This window comes from Pseudomonas sp. ATCC PTA-122608, from assembly GCF_001952855.1.
GTDB lineage: Bacteria > Pseudomonadota > Gammaproteobacteria > Pseudomonadales > Pseudomonadaceae > Aquipseudomonas.
The window spans coordinates 484,138-501,862 of the sequence record NZ_LPNO01000035.1 but is presented as its reverse complement, the minus strand read 5'-3'; the positions used below and the strand labels follow the sequence as shown (position 1 = coordinate 501,862).

The window sequence follows — 17,725 nt, the reverse complement described above, 5'->3', positions numbered from 1 at the left end:
CCCCACCCATTCGAAGGATCGACGATGCTTATTGTGTTCAGCGGCCTGCCCGGCACCGGGAAGACCACGATTGCCAAGGCCCTTGCTGTGCAGACCGGTGCCGTTTACCTGCGCATCGATACCATCGAGCAGGCCATCCGGGATGCCGGGGTTCTGGAGCAAGGCGTGGGCAGCAGCGGCTATCAGGTGGCCAATGCGCTGGCGTTGAGCAATCTTCTGCTGGGCCACACGGTTGTCGCTGACTGCGTGAACCCGGTGGCTGAAAGTCGTCAGGCGTGGCGCGACACCGCTCTACGCGCCGGTAAGCCGCTGGTGAATATCCAGGTGATTTGCTCCGACACGCCGGAACATCAACGCCGCGTGGAATCACGCACCAGCGACATTCCAGGGCTTACTCCGCCCAGTTGGCAGTCTGTCCTGGCCCATGAATACGAGCCATGGGCCGAGTCGCCATTTACTGTCGATACCGCGCACTTGTCGCCCGATCAGGCGCTGACGATGATCAACGCGCAGCTAAGCGTTTAGAGCGCACTCTCCATCGCCTTCATCAACACCGGATCCCGCCCGTAAATATCCGGCGCGTACAGCAATGCGCCCTGGCCATCGACCTGCACCGTCCAGTACCCCAACAACACTGGCACTGGTGTCGCGAGCCGGAATTCGTGGGTGGTTTCCGTCGCCAGCAGTTCTTCGGTGCGGATCTTCTCCGCCGGGCTCACCAGCAAGTCCCGCAGCAGCAGTGGCTGCTCAACCCTCACACACCCCGAACTGAAGGCCCGCGGGCCCTTGGAGAACAGCGGTTGGCTCGGTGTGTCGTGCAGGTACACCGAATACGGATTGGGAAAACGCAGCACGATCCGGCCCAGCGGGTTGCGCGGGCCGGCGCCCTGGCGCAGCAGGATGTTGCCGGGGTGCGACCAGTCGACCTGCTCCGGCGCCAGTGGGTTGCCCTGGCTGTCGAGCACTTGCAGGTTCTGTTGGCGCAGGTATTCGGGGTTGAGGCGGATCGCCGGCAGCTTGTCCTCGCGCATGATGGTGGGCGGGATGGTCCAGGTGGGGTTCAGGGTCAGACGGGTGATGCGCGACTTCAGCAACGGCGTCTGGCGGTCGGCGCGGCCGACTTGCAGCCGGGTTTGCCACACAGGCACACCGCCTTGGTAGAAGCTCAATTGCGCCGCCGCAACGTTCACCAGCACACCATCGGGCTCCATGTCCCGGGACAACCAGCGAAACCGCTCAAGGTTGATGCGCAGTTGTTCGCGACGAATCGCCGGGCTGATGTTCAATTCGGTGACGGTGCCGGGGCCGATCACGCCGTCGGCTTGAAGGGAATGGCTTTGCTGGAAGGTCTTGACCGCGTTGACCAACTCGCCCCGGTATTGCGTCCCCGAAGAAGGGCTGGCCAGGTAGCCGCCATTGACCATGCGCCGCGCCAGTTGCGGCACCCGCGAATCATCCATGCCCGGACGTAACAGCGGGCCGCTGGCTACCGCCTCCCAATGCTGCAACGGTTGTTGGCGCAAGGCGGCATAGGCGCTGCGCAGGCTGAGGTACAACGGCGCGCTCGGGCGGGCCTGGTCGAAGGCTTGGGCGATGTCCTGCAAACCCGGCCCGGCCAACGCCAGCAGTTGGGTGTCGGGGTCAAGGGCCGGTGGTTGCGAATGCCAGACGGGCTCGAAGCTCGACTGCTGCAAGCGACCGAAATGCAGATCCTGCAGGGCTTGCAAGTATTGCTGGCTGGTGCCGATGTCGCTGCACAGCACGTTCCCCGTGGCATCTACCGGGGGCAGTCTATAGTGAGCGAGGTCGAGACCGTCATCGGCCAGCATCAGCAATTGGGCTTGCAACGCGCTGCGGCGCTCGCCCTCGGACCAGAGCACCACGTCGCCCTGCTGCTGATAAAAAGCCTGCAGGCGCGCCTGGGAAGGGGCATCAATTTGCCCGGTAAGGCCTGGGCAAACACTCGGCAATTGCGAGAGCGCCAGTTGCACCGGGGCCGGCGAGACCACCAGCAGGTCTTCGGCTGTCGCGACCAGCGGTGCAACGAGCAGGCAAATGCTCAAGTAACATGCGTGTTTTTTGAACAATCGCTTAGCTCCCATCCACGGCGGAGATGCTCTATACATGCTGACCTTTTGCTGCCGACTCGGCCTGATCATCTCGACCTTTGCCTCGCTGAGCACCGTTGCGCTCGCAGACACGGGTAAACCTCTTACTCTGTATAGCAGCCTCGCCCACGCCGCTCCAGAACTCAACCCCGACGTATTGAAAAGTGCCTTGAGCGCCATGCAATGCGCGGTGGGCAATGGCATCGAACAGTCCGACCGGCTGGCGGTTATCGACTATTCCCAACCTTCGACCGCTCGTCGCCTATGGATCTTCGACCTGCGCAAGAAGACATTAGTGCTGCGGGACCTGGTGGCCCACGGACAAAAATCCGGGGAAAACTTCGCTACCCAGTTCTCCAACCGTGAAGGCAGCTACCAATCGAGTATCGGGCTGTTCCGCACCCAGGAGAGCTACGAAGGCGCCCATGGCTACTCGTTGCGCATGGACGGCCTGGAGCCGGGCTTCAATGACCGTGCGCGGGACCGTGCCATCGTGATTCATGCCGCCGACTACGTGAGCCCCTTGTGGAGCAAGCGCGAAGGCCGCATCGGCCGCAGCCAGGGCTGCCCGGCGGTGCGCCCGCAAGTGGCGCGCCAAGTGGTGGATAAGCTCAAGGATGGCCAGTTCATGTTTTCCTGGTACCCCGACCAGCGCTGGCTGAAGTCCTCGGCGTACCTGAACTGCAAGCCACGCCAGATGGCGAGTGCCGGTACCGTCAAAGGCGGTTGATGGTCTCGCCGTTGCCGTGCACCATGCGGCTCATGCCACCAGGAACTCCACCGTGTTCCTGGGCTTGATGAGAGAGAGAACCTGAAATGCTTTTACATCAATCCACCTGGATCGAGATTGGCCAGTTTCTGGAACGCAGCCGCAGCATCGTGATTCCCATCGGCTCCAACGAGCAACACGGCCCCACCGGCCTGCTGGGCACCGACTGGATGTGCCCCGAAATCATCGCCCATGAAGCGCAAAAGAATGCCGACATCCTGATCGGCCCGACCTTCAATATCGGCATGGCCCAACACCACCTGGGTTTCCCCGGCACCATTTCCCTGCGCCCTTCGACCTTTATCGCCGCGATCGGCGACTGGGTGCGTTCGTTGGCGGGCCATGGTTTCGAGAAGATCCTGTTCCTCAATGGCCACGGCGGTAACATCGCCTCGATCGAAGCGGCGTTCTCCGAGCTGTATGCCGAAGCCAGCTTTACCGGTCGCCCGTCAGGTTATGCGCTGAAGCTGTGCAACTGGTGGGACCTGGAAGGCGTGAGCGAGCTGGCGCACCAGCAGTTCCCGGTGGGCCATGGCAGCCATGCCACGCCGTCGGAGATCGCCGTGACCCAATGGGCCTACCCGGATTCGATCAAGTCGGCTGACTACTCGCCGCAAATCGCCAACACCGGCCCGATCCGCGAAGCCCGCGACTTCCGTGCACGTTTCCCGGATGGGCGCATGGGTTCGGACCCGGCACTGGCCACCCCGCAAAAAGGTGGTGAGTTGGTGGCGTTGGCGGCCAAGGGCCTGGTGAAGGCGGTCGAGACGTTCAGCAGCGAGCCAAAGCCGAGCTGAATGATTCGCTCAAGACAATGAAGATCAACTGTGGGAGCTGTCGAGCTTTAGCCAGGCTGCGATGGGATCACCTCGGTGTCACTGTCAGACCGCAGCGATGCCATCGCAGCCTCGCTGGGGCTCGACAGCTCCCACATTAGATCACCGCCAGCCGACAGACCGGCGCCATTCGGTTATAGGCAATCCCGCGCCGCATGCTCGAAACGCGAAGGCTTGAACGGCGACGCCACCGGCTTGCGCTCATACAAGAACACCTTGCCGCCGTCCTGCGCTTTGTAGACTTCCAGAATGTTGTCGGCGGCGATCTTGCTGCTCACCACGATCCGCGCATGCCGAGAGTTCTGCGTGACCGTGGAGGTCATGCCGTTTTTCTCGAACTTGGGCACCACGCACTCAACATACGCATCGGGAGACTTGCTGGTTTGCAGCGTCAGGGTCGGTGCGTTGGGGGCAGACGCGCAGCCCGCCGTCAATAAAGCAGCAGAAGCCATCGCTGGCACGAACAACAAGCGCATAGAAATTCCTGAAAAATAAACGAAGTGGGCGTTAGCCTGCGGCGACGAGCGCCTTGAGCGAGGCATCGAACTGTTTCAATGCATTCAGCTGAACGTCGCGCTGCTGCCCAATCTGTGCAGCGATCTGGGGCGCCGTTTTGTCATGTACCCACACATTAGGCAAGTGCATTTGCATCGAGCCCTCGGCTTTGGCGATGTATTGCAGGTCAAGGTCATAGAATTTGGCCACAAACCGCGCCTCCACCAAATCATTGTGCTGAGTCAGCAACTGGTTGTAGGTGTCGAGCATCACCACCACATCCGGGTGCGCCTGCAACAGCGCATCAAGGTTGTCGTAGCGGGTGACTGAAGCAAAGGTGTGCCGCAACGACGTCATCAGCCAGTCAATCGCCAGGTCCGGGTCGGAGCTGTCGACGAAGGCCCGGCGGATCTGCTCGTCCAGTTGGTCCTTGGCACCATTGACCGCCATGTCGTGATAGCGCCCCAGGTACTGCAGGTTGTCGAGGGTGTTGTCGCTGTAGAGCACGCCCACCGATTGCGAACGCTGCAAACCGACCGGGCTGGCGACGATTGGCGCCAGATGGCTGGCTTGAAGCCCGCCCGCCACTGCCGACGCGGAGGCAGCCATTGAGCTCATCAGCAGCGCCATCAGCGCCCATCCGGTAAAAGTCCTCATCGCAGCGTCCTTACACAGCATGTTCAATGATGGCAATTGTCCTCCTTTTTCAGAAAAACAGAACTCGCAATACTTGATGGTGACTATTATCTAGAGCAATAGTGTCGTGCAGGCCGCCTCACACAAAATGATAAGGAACGCCTATGAAGCCCCACCAGAAAACCTTCGATCGCATCCGTGAAGCCGTGCTGCCGGAGTTTCGCGAGCGGGTTGCCGATTACCTGGTCGATTATGAGGACGTGCTGCTGGATAACGCCGCAGAACCTGAAGTGATCTACGCCATCGCCCAGCAACTACGCGGTTACTTGCGCGGTTTGAACACCACCCGGGTGCTGGGCATGGCCGACTGGGAAGACCTTGACCGCCGGGTGGTGCAGACCTGGTTGGTGCTGCTGGAAGCCGAATAGCGCCGCGCTACCCGTTCAGCGAATATCCACGCGGTAACGGAAATGTTCGGCGTGGCCACGACCGCGTCGCAACTCCAGGGGTTGACCAGCGTAATCCCGGGCCAGCCGTTCGATCACCATCACCGGGCTGCCCACCGGCACCTGCAGCCAGCGCGCCCACACGTCATCTATGGACTCGGCGGTAAGGGCTTCCTCGGCAGACGCCACGACTTGCCCGCAGACTTCTTCGTAGGTCGGGTACAGCAACAAGCCCTGCCGGGTCAGGTCCACGTCCAGCAGTGCCTGGAACCGGGCGCGGGGCAGCCAGATTTCTTCGGCCAGCACTGGCCCCGTGTCCAGTACGTGCACGCGCACGATGCAAATCACCGGCGCATCCGGGGCCAACCCCAGCACTTCGCTCACCGACAACGGCGCCTTCACCGGTTTGACCGACAGGATCCGGCTCTGCGGCAACTGGCATTCGCCGCCCGGGCCCTGGAAGCGGAAACACCGGAACAACGACGACTGAAACTTCGGACGGCGCACAAACGTACCGCGGCCTTGCTGACGCTCCAGAATGCCTTCACCCACCAATGCCTCGATCGCTTTGCGCACCGTGCCAGTAGACAGTTGGTACTGGGTGGACAGCACCGCTTCGGGAGGAATGGCCGCACCGGCACGCCAGTGATTATTGGCAATCTGCTCAATCAGATGATCCCGAAAACGCTGATACAACGGCAGGCGGGAGTCACTCGACAGTATATTCATGGACCAGGATTCACTTAGTAATTGAGAAGGTGACTACAGCGACGGTCGTGCCTGCTTGACCCATTCCTGGACCGAAGGCCGTTGCCATTGGTGCTGGGCGTACGCCACCAGGTTGGCGGGCACGCTGTCACCGTTAAGGATCAGCCGGTTGAGCATCACGGCCAGGTCCACGTCGGCAATCGACCACTCGCCGAACAGGTACTCGCGGCCGTCAGCCAACAGCGCCTGTGCCGCGCTGATCAGCTTGTGCGCCGCCGCTTCAGCAACGGGCGACAGCGGTTCGCCCTTGAGCCCGTAAAACACCACCAGGGTCGAGCGCTCCTGCCGAATCGGCATCAAGTCACTGCGCAGCCACGCCTGCACCTGCCGCGCCCTCGCCCGCTGGCGGGGTTCGGCCGGGTACACCGGCACCTGCGGGAACACCTCTTCCAGGTACTCGGTAATCGCCGACGACTCGGACAGCGCAAACTCACCCTGCACCAGGGTCGGTACGCGCCCGGTCAGTGACAACTGAGCGAACGCTTCGGTCTGGTTCTCGGCCGTGTCGAGGTTCAGGGTGATCAGTTCAAATTCCAGGCCTTTTTCCCGCAGGGTCACGAACGCCGACATCGCGTAGGGACTGGTGAAGTGGGCGTCAACGTACAGGCTCAGCGGGCGATGGTTCACGGCGACATCTCCTTGGTGGGAGCACCACACTACGAGATCGCGCCGCGCAAATGAAATGCGCGGTTTTTATGGGGGCATTCCTGGCTGGAATACCATCGATAATGGCAATACTATGGCCCTTTGCACCCCGCCCGTAACGCTCCGAAAAACAGATCAAGGAACGATCAAAAGATGAAACAAGCGGTAGTCGTCATTCACGGCATCGGCGAGCAGCGCCCGATGGACACCCTGCGCGGCTTCGTGGAAGCAGTGATCCCGACGGACACCCCCGAGGCGAAGCCTTTCTACTGGAGCAAACCCGACCGGTTTTCGCGCAATTTCGATTTGCGCGTATTGAAGTCGGCGGGCCGCAACACCACCGATTTCTACGAGTATTATTGGGCCCACAAGATGCAGGGCACCAAGGTCGGGCATCTGCTCAGTTGGCTCTGGGACATTTTCAAGCGCCCGCGCCGGGACATTCCAACCGCTATCGTGCCAATCTGGCGCGCCACCCGCTGGACCTTGCTGGCCCTGCTTGGACTGCTGGTCAGCGGCACCCTGGCGACGCTGTATGGCCGGTTCCCCCACAGCGACAACCCCTTTGCCCTGATCCCGGTGCTGCTGGCGGTGATCGGCCTGGCCCTGAAGTACTCGGCGCTGTCGTACCTCGGCGACGCCGCCCGCTACCTGAGCCCCAACCCGCAAAACGTGGTGGTGCGCGAACAGATCCGCGCCGACGGCGTCGACCTGCTGCGCGCCCTGCACGACAAGGGTGATTACGACCGCATCATCGTCGTCGGCCACAGCCTGGGCAGCGTGATTGCCTACGACATCGTCGGCTATCTGTGGCATGAGCATCACGACCAGTTGCACCCCAACAACCCGGAACTCGCCGCCCGCTATGCCAACCACGAGCGACTGCAGCCAGTGGTGCAGGACACGCTGCCAAAGGCCGGAAGCGCCCTCGATGGCCGCCTCCAAAGCCTCCTCAGGTTTCGCGAGCAGCAGGCCGAAGCCTTTATCGAACAACGCAACCTCGGCAACCCGTGGCGCATCACCGACCTGGTCACCCTCGGCAGCCCGATGGCCCACGCCAGCCTGTTGCTGGGCCGCAGCGTGAGCGACTTCAAGCGCCGCATCGAGCGCCGCGAAGTCCCTGCGTGCCCGCCTACGCTCGACGAAAAGGGCTACGGCTACAGCGGCCGGCTTCCGTTCACCGTGGGCGGCCGCCCATTTTCACCCCTGTACTTGCACCATGCCGCGGCCTTCGCCGTGACCCGCTGGACCAACCTCTACTTCCCCGCGTCCCTGGGCCTGTTTGGCGACATCGTCGGCGGCCCGGTCAGCCCGGTGATGGGCCCCGGTGTGCTGGATCTGCCGGTCACCGTGGGCAAATGGAAAGGCTGGCTCGCCAGGTCCTGGCTCAGCCACACTCACTACTGGAGTGAACGCGGCGGCAAGCAGGGCTACCTTGGCAGACTGACCACCGATGAGGCGGCGATTACCCATGGCGAACGTCCGTCAGCAACTGAAGCGCTGCGTTGGGCGATTGACCTCAAGGGCGTTCGACGTTTTCGTCAGGCGGGCGTCAGAGACTTAGTGGCTGAACCCGAGGCCTAGCCCGAAAATCCACCGTCCTCCAGGAACGCCCGCTCCTCTTCTGTCGTGGCTCTAGCCAACACCTCATTACGATGAGGAAAGCGCCCGAACCGCTCGATGATGCGGGCGTGCTCCTTGGCCCAGCGATAGGTATTGGCATCGAGATCCTTGTTCAGCGCCAGCGACAACTGTTGATCCTCGGGGTCTTCAGAATGCTCGAACGGCAAATAACAAAACGCCCGCAGCGGGGTTTCGATCAACGTGTCCATCCCCGCCTCTACCATCTGCCGCGCATACAGGCGCGCCAGCGGGTCGGTGGCGAACATATGCGCCGTGCCCCGGAAGGTATTGCGCGGGAACTGGTCCAGCAGCAACAGCAACGCCAGCGCACCTTCAGGTGATTGCATCCAGCCCTCCAGTTCGCGCCGGGCCGCCTGCAAATGCACGGTGTAGAAAGCCTCGCGAAAACGCCGGTCAAACCCTTCATCCTTGGCGAACCAGAGCTTGGGCCCCGCCTGTTTCCAGAACTCAATAACAGCCAGCGCTCCATTTTCGATAGTCGTCACAAGCCTCTCCTCGCTCACGCCACACAGTTCATCATCACTTTAAACAACACCTATAAAGTTTCGGAAGGTGTCTGAGTGTTTCCACCGTACACAAGTAGTGTGGATGATCCTACGCCTTGCCCAGGTTTAAGGGGGCGATCTGGAACTTTATCGGCTCGCTGAACGACAGCTTCGGGATGCTGGGCTACCTGATCAGCGGGATCTTTGTGGCGAGGGGGCTTGTCCCCCGTTGGGCTGCGCAGCGGCCCCAAAAAAGCTGGGAGCGCTTCGCACTCCAACGGGGGACAAGCCCCCTCGCCACAACAAGCCCCCTCATCACAACAAGCTTTCTCCCCAGAAGGTCTTCATTCACTTCGATAGGTTTTCCCAGGCTCAGAAATCCACCGTCGCCGACAATTTCACCGTCCGCGGCTCACCCTGGGTCAGGTAGTTATTCGCCGTCGACGCCGACGACCAGTACGCCTTGTTCGCTACGTTCTCGACGTTGGCGCGCAGGGTGATGCATTTGTCGTCCGCCTTGAAGCCATACCGCGCGCCCAGGTCGACGCGGGTCCAGGCCGGGATGCTCAGGCTGTTGGCGGCGTTGACGTATTCGCCACCGGTGCGCAGCATCCGTGCGCTGACCGCCGCCCCCTGGATACCCGGCACATCCCAATCCGCACCCACGTTGTACTGGAAGCGCGGCACACCGGCGGCGCGGTTGCCTTCGGTGGCGCCGTTGGAGGTGCTCCTCTGTTCGGTGTCCATCCAGGTGGCACCGGCCAGCAGGCGCAGGCCGTCGATGGGCTCGCCGAACACGTTGAGCTCTACGCCTTTATTGATCTGTTCGCCGTCGACAGTGAAGGTATCGAGCCTCTGGCCCGGGAATCGGGTGGTCGCGTTGTTCGGCTGTTCGATGCGGTACACGCCGAGCGTGGCGCCATAGTTTTCCCAGTCCAGCTTGACCCCGGCTTCCGTCTGTTTGCTGCGCTTGGGCGGGAAGACTTCGCCGGGATTGGTCACGTTAGTGAGTGGCGCCGTCGGGCCTTGAGCCAGGCCTTCGATACGGTTGGCGTAGAACGACACGTGCTCCCAAGGCTTGATCACCAGGCCATAGACCGGCGTGGTGATGGACTCGGAGTACGGCGTACCACGCGCCCCTGTGGCGGTGTTCCAGCTGTCCACCTCGATCGTCTGGCGCCGCACCCCCAGGGTCAACAGCACCCGATCATCCAAAAAGCCCAAGGTGTCGGATACCGCCGCACTCTTGATGCGGTTCTTGCCGACAACACGCGGGTCGTGAATATCGCTGCCGAAATAGGTATTGGTCGGCCGCGGTGTTTGCGTCGGGTTGTACAAATTGCCCGGTTGACGGTTGGCCTGCAAGATCGCCTCGTAAGACGAGCGCTGCTCGCCCCAGATCCCCGACAGCCCGAAGTTCATCTGGTGGGTCACCGGCCCGGTAGCGAAGTGCCCGTTCAAGCCGGCCATGGCGCTTTTGTTGTCTTCGTCATGGGGCGAATACAGGAAGCCCACCTTGGCGCTGCCATCGTTGCCGACATACAGCGACGAATACTGGCCGTTCTCCCGAGTGTGCTTGGCGCCACCCGCGGCGTAGGCGGTCCAGTTATCGTTCAAGTCATATTCGGCGTTGACCATGCCATAGGTGTCTTCAAGCTCCGACCAGCTCCAGTCCTGGGCGTAGTTGTCCTTGGCCGACGGCGGGCCGGGCACTTTGGTGCCGGTCAGGTAAACCACCGAGCGGCCATTATTGATGCGCTCTTTCTGGTAGCCAAAATCGGTGGAGACCCGCAAACGATCGCCGCGATAATCCAGGGCGACGGCGATCAACTGCGAGCTTTTGTTTTCGTCATCCACGGCGGTTTCGCCGCCGTGCCGGGCCAGGTTGACCCGGGCGCCGAAGCGGTTGTCTTCACCGAAGCGCTGGCCGAGGTCGATGTGGCCACCGGTCTGGCTGTCGCTGGCGTAATCGAGGGTAACGCTGCGGGTCGGCATGTCTTCGGCGCGCTTGGGCACCAGGTTGACGCTGCCGCCGATCCCGCTGCCCGAAGGCGATACGCCGTTGACGAAGGCGTTGGGCCCCTTGAACAGCTCCACCCGCTCCAGGGCTTCAGTGGTGATGATCTGCCGGGGCAGCACGCCGTAAAGGCCGTTGAATGCGATGTCATCGGTGCTCAGCGGCAGGCCGCGAATGGTGAACACCTGGGAGAAGTTGCCGAACCCGGACGACTGGCGCACCGACGCGTCGTTGAGCAACACATCGCCCACGGTTCGCGCCTGTTGGTCGGCGATGGTTTTCGAGGTGTAGCTGACCACGCTGAATGGCACGTCACTGATGGACCGGTTACCCAGCACGCCCAGGCGCGCCGAGCGTGCCACCTGGCCGCCGGCATAGGTGTCCGCCTGCGCCCCGCTCGCCTCGCCGCTGATGGTGGTGGCGCCCAGTTCCAACGCATCGCCGCTGGCCTGGGGCACCACGGTGTAGCCATTGGCGCTGGTGCCTTGCAGGGTATAGCCGCTGCCTTGCAGCAACTGGGCAAAGCCCGATTGCGCGCTGTAACTGCCTTGCAACCCCGGGCTTTGTTGATCGTTGAGCAACGTGGAATCGAACGACAACGGCACCCCGGACAACGCCGCAAACTGTGCCAGCACATTCCCCAACGGCCCCGGCGCGATGGTATAGCTGCGCGCCGCACTGCTTGGCGCAGCTTCTTCTGCCTGGGCGTTCTGCAGCGGTGCGACGGCAGCAAGGGCGACCGCCAGGCTCAATGCCTTCAACGGACGGGGGCAGTACGGGAGCGGTCTGGCGGTCATGGGCATTCCTGTCGGCGCGGAGCAATGTTGAGGGTTCTCCCCTACACCGGGCGACAACGAAAAAGGTATCAACGAACGTTGAAAAAATTCAGCGTGGCTCGACCGTCACCCAATACCCGGTGAGGCTGCTGACCTTGACCGGTAGGGTTTCCTGCAACAGGTACAGGCTGGCGTCGGTATCCCGCAGGGAAAACGCGCCCGATACCGTGAGGTTGGCCACCGAGTCGTGGCAGCGCAACACACCGGCGCGATAACGTCCCAGCTCATCCAGCAGGTCCGCCAGGCGCATGTGCTGGGCCAGCAGCATGCCGTTTTCCCAGGTCAGGGCGCTGACATCCAATGGCTCGACGGCCGCCACACGGTCCGCACTGAAGGCGCCCTGCTCGCCCGCCTTGACGATCACGCCCTGGCGGGCATGCTCCGCCAGCAACTCCACCGCGCCTTCGGTCACGGCCACTCGACTTGCCTGCTCACCCACCCGCACGCTGAACCGCGTACCCAAGGCGCGGGCGGTGCCGTGGCGGGTCTGAACGATAAAAGGACGTTGGGCTGAGTCCTTGGCGGTGGTGATCAACACTTCGCCCTTGAGCAACTCGATGCGCCGTACCTGATCGGAGAACGCGATATTCAGCGAGCTGCCGGTGTTGATCAGCAGGCGTGTACCGTCGGGTAAAGTCAGGTTCTTTTGTTCGCCAATGGCCGTGTGCTGGTCGGCGGTCCACTGCTGCCACGGCACCTGCCGATACGCCAGCCAGGCCGCCGGGCCCGCCGCCAGCAACAACCCGAGCGCCTGGCGTCGGCCAAGGGATTTTTTGCGCCCGATGCGCTTCAAGGTATCGCCGGCAATCGCCGCCGGCACGCTGCTGAAGTCCCCCAGAACGGCCTGCGCCCGTTGCCAGGCCTGGGCGTGCTGGGCGCTGCGGCCCTGCCATTGGGCGATGGCGCGACGGTCTTCATCGGTGGCGCTGCCGGACTGCAACTGCACCATCCAGGCGGCGGCTTCACCGAGGATCAGCGGATCAATCGACTGGCTCATGCCACGCTCAGGCAGGCCAGGAAGGCATCGCGCATGTAGCGTTTGACTGAAATCAGCGACACACCCAGGGCATCGGCGATCTGTTGATAGGTCAGGCCGTCGATCTGCGACATCAGGAATGCCTGGCGGGTTTTTTCCGGCAGATCCCGCAGCATCGCTTCAATGCGGTACAGCGCTTCGAGAATCAGCCAGCGGGTTTCCGGCGAAGGTACATGCTGTTCGGGCAGGTGGGCGATGGTTTCCAGGTAGGCGCGTTCCACCTCCTGGCGGCGCCAGCTGTCGATCATCAAGCCCTTGGCGATATGCGTGAGCAACGCCCGTGGCTCGGCGCCCAGGTGGGTGCTGGTGTGCCGGGTGAGCAGGCGCATGAACGTGTCATGGGCCAGGTCTGCGGCATCGCTGGCATTGCCCAGCTTGCGGTCCAGCCAACGGTGCAACCATCCATGGTGTTCGCAGTACAGGTCCTGGATATGCAGATTGAGGGGAGACGACATGCCGATCACCGGGGCGCGCCGGGCGGTGAGGCCCAAGCGTAATTAAGAATTGATCGCATTCTAGTCTGCGCGGGGTGATGCTGGCAATTTCATGATTTTTATAACGCCGGAGACCCAATGTGGGAGCGGGCTTGCTCGCGAATGCGGTGGGTCAGTCAACCTCTCCAGCGACTGATACACCGCATTCGCGAGCAAGCCCGCTCCCACATTTTTGATCTTCACCCGGCGTTTGATTCCGGGTGTTTGGATCAGGCCAGTTCGGCCCGCAGTTGACGTGCTGCAGTCACCATGTGTATCAGCGCCGCTTCAGTCTCCGGCCAGCCACGGGTTTTCAAACCGCAATCCGGGTTGACCCACAAACGGTCAGCCGGGATACGCTTGGCCGCCTTGCGCAGCAGGTTGGCCATTTCCGACGCATCCGGCACCCGTGGCGAGTGGATGTCGTACACCCCCGGGCCAATGTCGTTCGGGTAAGCGAAGGCTTCGAATGCCTCCAGCAGCTCCATGTCCGAGCGCGAGGTTTCGATGGTGATCACGTCAGCATCCATCGCCGCGATGGACTCGATCACATCGTTGAACTCGCTGTAGCACATGTGGGTGTGAATCTGGGTTTCGTCACGCACGCCGGAGGCGCACAGGCGGAACACTTCAGTGGCCCAATCCAGGTATTCCTTCCACTGCGCCTGGCGCAACGGCAAGCCTTCACGGAACGCGGCTTCGTCGATCTGGACGATCTTGATGCCGGCGGCTTCCAGGTCCACCACTTCATCACGAATCGCCAGGGCCAGTTGGCGAGCCTGTTCTTCGCGGCTCACGTCTTCACGGGGGAACGACCACATCAGCATGGTCACCGGGCCGGTCAGCATGCCCTTCATCACCTTGTTGGTCAGGCCTTGGGCGTAGCGGATCCACTCCACGGTCATGGCTTTCGGACGGCTCAGGTCACCGAAAATCACTGCGGGTTTCACGCAACGGGAACCGTAGCTCTGCACCCAGCCAAAACGGGTAAATACATAACCGTCCAACTGCTCGGCGAAGTATTCGACCATGTCGTTGCGTTCGGCCTCACCGTGCACCAGCACGTCCAGGCCAAGGTTTTCCTGCACTTCTACAGCGTGACGAATCTCGCTGTGCATGGCTTCGACGTATTCGGCTTCGCTTAATTTGCCAGCCTTGTAGGACTGGCGGGCCAGGCGGATCGAGGCGGTTTGCGGGAACGAACCGATGGTGGTGGTCGGGAACAGCGGCAGGTTGAGGCCAGCCCGTTGTTTCTCGATACGCTGGGCAAACAGCGAGTGACGCTGGCTGTCCTTGGCGGTGATCGCCGCCACGCGGGCTTGCACCGCGGGCTTGTGGATACGCGGGGAAGCGGCACGGGCAGCTTGAACGGTGTGGCTTTCAGCCAGGGCGGCGATCACGTTTGGCGCTTCAGGTTGATTCACGGCCTGAGCCAGCACCGCCACTTCCTCGCACTTCTGTACGGCAAACGCCAGCCAGCTTTTCAGCTCGGCATCCAGCTTGTCTTCACGGCCCAGGTCCACCGGGCTGTGCAGCAAGGAGCAGGACGGCGCCACCCACAGGCGATCACCCAGACGCTCATGAGCGTGCTGCAAGGTGGCCAGGGCTTTTTCCAGGTCGCAGCGCCATACGTTACGGCCGTTGACCACGCCCAGGGACAGCACCTTATAAGCCGGCAGGCGATCAAGGATGGTCGGGTACTGATCCGGCGCACGCACCAGGTCGATGTGCAGGCCGTCCACCGGCAGGTTGGCTGCCAGGCCGAGGTTCTCTTCCAGGCCGCCAAAATAGGTGGCCACCAGCTTCTTCAGCGGGTCACGCTGGATCAGGTTGTAGGCACGTTCAAAGGCATTTTTCCAATCCTGCGGCAGGTCCAACACCAGGATCGGCTCGTCGATTTGCACCCACTCCACGCCCAGGTCCGCCAGGCGCTGGAAGATCTGGCCGTACAGCGGCAGCAGTCGGTCCAGCAGGTTGAGCTTGTCGAAATAGCCGCCCTTGGCCTTGCCCAGCCACAGGTACGTCAGCGGGCCGATGACCACCGGCTTGACGGTGTGGCCAAGGTCACGGGCTTCCTTGACCTCTTCGAACAGTTGATCCCAACCCAGCTGGAACTGCTGGTCGGCGCTGAACTCAGGCACCAGATAGTGGTAATTGGTGTCGAACCACTTGGTCATTTCCTGGGCGTGGGCACCGCCGCAGCAGTTGTCGCTGACGCCACGGGCCATGCCGAACAGGGTGTGCAGGGTGGCTTTGCCATCGGCCGGGCGGAAACGCTCAGGGATCACACCGAACATCAGCGAGTGAGTCAGTACCTGGTCGTACCAGGCAAAATCACCGGCGGGCAGCAACTCGATGCCGGCTTTCTTTTGCAGGTCCCAGTGCGTCTTGCGCAACTCACGACCTACGGCGCGCAGGCCGGCTTCATCGAGTTCACCCTTCCAAAACGCTTCCTGCGCTTTTTTCAGTTCACGATCGCGACCAATGCGCGGGAATCCAAGGGAATGGGCAACAGCCATGACGTAAAGCTCCAATGTGTGTGTATGGGAGCTATTGTCGGGATCGGGTGATAGTGAGACAAACTCATTTTATTCCAGATGATCACAAGTTCTACTCATGATAATCGAACGACGCGATATGCAGAACTACTTCGCGACTAAGCAGCGATGGCAAGTCGACGGGCGCATCTCAGGCTAAAGTAGCGCGACCCGAACAAAAACAAAGGTAGCTCCGGTGATCCATACAACGCGCGACTTTTCGATACGCACACTCTCAGCGCTGACCGAAGAACTCCTGATACTGGAAGCAGAAGCCATCGCTGAAGGCTTCAGGTTTCTGACGCGCCTGATTGCAGAGTGGAAGAGCGGCGCCAACCGTTTTGATCGACCCGGCGAATGTCTTTTGGGCGTATTCAATAACGGGCAGTTGATCGCCATTGGCGGGCTGTCCTATGACCCTTATGCCGGTCCGGAGGTTGGCAGGCTACGCCGGGTGTACGTCGCACAGGCATCAAGGGGATGCCATGTGGGCAAAGCATTGGTCAGTCAGCTTCTGAAACACGCTGCGCAGCAGTTCGGTGTTGTGCGCTTGTCTACCGACACCCAAGAAGGTGCCGCCTTTTACCTGCGCTGCGGGTTTGAGCCGGTACAGGACAAACATGCAACTCATGCAAAATCGTTAATTGATCAGGAGGCTTAATGCAGGTGACCAACGACAACCGGCCTGAATACATTAAACGGCTTGAACATCTTCTGTATGGCAACAACTATCAGGTCTCGTTGGACGTCTACGGCCCTCTGGATTCGGGCGCCCCGTTGATAGACATCCTCAAGTCTGCGGTCAACTCATCCTGCGTGGTGAGTCGCTGTGCTCCCGTCAGTCTCAACGAAGTTCGCGAGCAAGTGCTTGAGTGGCTGCTCTACCCTGGCGACCTCGGTTCAGGCCCGCTAGACCTCGACATCAAACACGCAGAAATTCGGGCATTGGCCGAACAACTGTTGCAGGGAGCACAACTCGATAACGCTGATGCAGCCTATGATTTCTATCTCGCCAACGGCCATCCAGGCTATCCCGTGTTCTGGGAGTTCGCCTATGACATCCATGCCTCGGGCAAGCGCTGGATCTTGCTCGGCAGCAGCAGCGATTAGTATCGGAGCGCCACCGCGCAAGAGATAAACCTACGGAAAACTTCAGTCAATTAACCCATCAGCGTCATAAAACGGATACGGCCCCGGGTAGTCCCCGAATACGCCGTTGTGGCTGACCAAGCCCTGCTGTTCATCCCAGCGGTGCAAGAGATAACCCGCCGGTTCCAGATTGAAATGCGCCGGAGCAACCTCCTGTAGATCCAGCACGATTTGATGGGACGTGCCCGGGCATACACAGCTCACACTGCCGCCGAAACGGCGCTGCATCGGCCGGTGCAAATGCCCACACAGCAGACGTTCCACCTGAGGGTGGCGTGCGATGACCTTTTCCAGCGCAGGGGCGTTACGGAACGGCTCGCGGTCCATATGGCCGATGCCGCTGATAAACGGCGGGTGATGCAAGATCAGCAGGGTCGGCACGTGCGGCTGCAGCGCCAGTTGCTGATCAAGCCACTGCAATTGGCTGTCCAGCAGCTGGCCGCCATGGGTATCGGGAATCGTCGAATCCAGGCCGATCAGCCGCACCGGATAGTCGTCCACCACCCAGTCCAGCGGGCCGTCGGCGCTCGCCGGCAAATAGCGGTGATCATGAAACGCGTCGAGCAAATGCTGGCGGTTGTCGTGATTGCCCGGCACCAGGTAGCAAGGCATTTGCAAACGGGCCAGCTCGGGGTGCAGCACGGCGTATTCATCGGCGCGGCCAAAGTCCACCAGGTCGCCGCTGATCACCACGATATCGGGCCTCGGGTAACTGGCATTCAGGTGGTCGACGGCACGGCGTAATGCACCGAGAGTGTCGACCACGCCGTAAGTCAGGCGTTGCCCGGCTTTAAGGTGCAGGTCGCTGATCTGCGCAACAAGAAACGGACGGTTCAAAATAGGCT

The 17,725-nt window shown here is 61.5% G+C and carries 18 protein-coding genes; 7 read left to right on the top strand and 11 right to left on the bottom strand.

Features of this window, described 5'->3' with window-relative positions; all coding sequences use genetic code 11:
* Window positions 1-24 precede the first annotated feature (24 nt).
* On the top strand, window positions 25-525 hold the full coding sequence (locus AU074_RS25530; protein ID WP_076017074.1) for an AAA family ATPase: 501 nt from the start codon (window positions 25-27) through the stop codon (window positions 523-525).
* Here the strand turns inward: AU074_RS25530 and AU074_RS25525 are convergent.
* A complete protein-coding gene (locus AU074_RS25525; RefSeq protein WP_076017073.1) occupies window positions 522-2,087 on the bottom strand; it encodes a murein L,D-transpeptidase in 1,566 nt (521 codons plus the stop codon). The two genes, AU074_RS25530 and AU074_RS25525, sit on opposite strands and share 4 nt — an antisense overlap.
* 37 nt (window positions 2,088-2,124) lie before the next feature.
* Between AU074_RS25525 and AU074_RS25520 the strand changes: the two genes are divergently transcribed.
* Both AU074_RS25520 and AU074_RS25515 read left to right on the top strand, forming a co-directional pair.
* Window positions 2,125-2,838, top strand: coding sequence for a murein L,D-transpeptidase catalytic domain family protein (locus AU074_RS25520; RefSeq protein WP_076017072.1), 714 nt, complete (start codon window positions 2,125-2,127; stop codon window positions 2,836-2,838).
* A gap of 86 nt (window positions 2,839-2,924) precedes the next feature.
* On the top strand, window positions 2,925-3,674 hold the full coding sequence (locus tag AU074_RS25515) for a creatininase family protein (RefSeq protein WP_076017071.1): 750 nt from the start codon (window positions 2,925-2,927) through the stop codon (window positions 3,672-3,674).
* A 173-nt stretch (window positions 3,675-3,847) separates the two neighbouring features.
* On the opposite strand, the gene AU074_RS25510 is transcribed toward AU074_RS25515, so the two are convergent.
* A complete protein-coding gene (locus AU074_RS25510) occupies window positions 3,848-4,189 on the bottom strand; it encodes a hypothetical protein (RefSeq protein ID WP_076017070.1) in 342 nt (113 codons plus the stop codon).
* Between the two features lie 31 nt (window positions 4,190-4,220).
* Window positions 4,221-4,865 carry an ATPase gene (locus AU074_RS25505; protein ID WP_076017069.1) on the bottom strand — a complete coding sequence of 215 codons (645 nt, stop codon included), beginning with the start codon at window positions 4,863-4,865 and terminating at the stop codon, window positions 4,221-4,223.
* A 143-nt stretch (window positions 4,866-5,008) separates the two neighbouring features.
* Here AU074_RS25505 and AU074_RS25500 point away from each other — a divergent pair, with 143 nt between their 5' ends.
* Window positions 5,009-5,272 (top strand): hypothetical protein, encoded by a 264-nt coding sequence (locus AU074_RS25500; protein WP_076017068.1) that lies wholly within the window; start codon window positions 5,009-5,011, stop codon window positions 5,270-5,272.
* Window positions 5,273-5,287: 15 nt separating this feature from the next.
* On the opposite strand, the gene AU074_RS25495 is transcribed toward AU074_RS25500, so the two are convergent.
* Window positions 5,288-6,019 carry a GntR family transcriptional regulator gene (locus AU074_RS25495; protein ID WP_076017067.1) on the bottom strand — a complete coding sequence of 244 codons (732 nt, stop codon included), beginning with the start codon at window positions 6,017-6,019 and terminating at the stop codon, window positions 5,288-5,290.
* 33 nt (window positions 6,020-6,052) lie between these two features.
* Window positions 6,053-6,685 (bottom strand): glutathione transferase, encoded by a 633-nt coding sequence (gene yfcF / locus AU074_RS25490; RefSeq protein WP_076017066.1) that lies wholly within the window; start codon window positions 6,683-6,685, stop codon window positions 6,053-6,055.
* Between the two features lie 171 nt (window positions 6,686-6,856).
* On the opposite strand from yfcF, the gene AU074_RS25485 reads away from it, so the two are divergent.
* The gene (locus AU074_RS25485; RefSeq protein WP_076017065.1) at window positions 6,857-8,287 is read left to right on the top strand and encodes a hypothetical protein; all 1,431 of its coding nucleotides are present in this window, start codon (window positions 6,857-6,859) and stop codon (window positions 8,285-8,287) included.
* Here the strand turns inward: AU074_RS25485 and AU074_RS25480 are convergent.
* The 5 genes from AU074_RS25480 to metE all read right to left on the bottom strand — a co-directional run bounded on the left by AU074_RS25480 (window position 8,284) and on the right by metE (window position 15,713).
* Window positions 8,284-8,832, bottom strand: a complete 549-nt coding sequence (locus AU074_RS25480; protein ID WP_076017064.1) for a DUF924 family protein — start codon at window positions 8,830-8,832, stop codon at window positions 8,284-8,286. The two genes, AU074_RS25485 and AU074_RS25480, sit on opposite strands and share 4 nt — an antisense overlap.
* Before the next feature lie 372 nt (window positions 8,833-9,204).
* Complete coding sequence (locus tag AU074_RS25475; RefSeq protein WP_076017063.1) at window positions 9,205-11,646, bottom strand: TonB-dependent receptor; 2,442 nt, start codon at window positions 11,644-11,646, stop codon at window positions 9,205-9,207.
* Window positions 11,647-11,734: 88 nt separating this feature from the next.
* Entirely contained in the window at window positions 11,735-12,682 is a 948-nt protein-coding gene (locus AU074_RS25470; protein ID WP_076017062.1) for a FecR domain-containing protein, read from the bottom strand.
* Window positions 12,679-13,176, bottom strand: a complete 498-nt coding sequence (locus AU074_RS25465; RefSeq protein ID WP_076017151.1) for a sigma-70 family RNA polymerase sigma factor — start codon at window positions 13,174-13,176, stop codon at window positions 12,679-12,681. The genes AU074_RS25470 and AU074_RS25465 overlap by 4 nt, the downstream gene beginning before the upstream one ends.
* A gap of 248 nt (window positions 13,177-13,424) precedes the next feature.
* Window positions 13,425-15,713: a 5-methyltetrahydropteroyltriglutamate--homocysteine S-methyltransferase gene (gene metE, locus AU074_RS25460; RefSeq protein ID WP_076017061.1), complete on the bottom strand. Its 2,289-nt coding sequence runs from the start codon at window positions 15,711-15,713 to the stop codon at window positions 13,425-13,427.
* 217 nt (window positions 15,714-15,930) lie between these two features.
* Here metE and AU074_RS25455 point away from each other — a divergent pair, with 217 nt between their 5' ends.
* Both AU074_RS25455 and AU074_RS25450 read left to right on the top strand, forming a co-directional pair.
* A complete protein-coding gene (locus AU074_RS25455; protein ID WP_371916655.1) occupies window positions 15,931-16,392 on the top strand; it encodes a GNAT family N-acetyltransferase in 462 nt (153 codons plus the stop codon).
* Entirely contained in the window at window positions 16,392-16,841 is a 450-nt protein-coding gene (locus tag AU074_RS25450) for a hypothetical protein (protein WP_076017059.1), read from the top strand. Before AU074_RS25455 ends, AU074_RS25450 begins: the two co-directional genes overlap by 1 nt.
* Window positions 16,842-16,883: 42 nt before the next feature.
* Here the strand turns inward: AU074_RS25450 and AU074_RS25445 are convergent, their stop codons facing one another.
* On the bottom strand, window positions 16,884-17,717 hold the full coding sequence (locus tag AU074_RS25445; protein ID WP_076017058.1) for a phosphodiesterase: 834 nt from the start codon (window positions 17,715-17,717) through the stop codon (window positions 16,884-16,886).
* Between the last annotated feature and the right edge of the window lie 8 nt (window positions 17,718-17,725).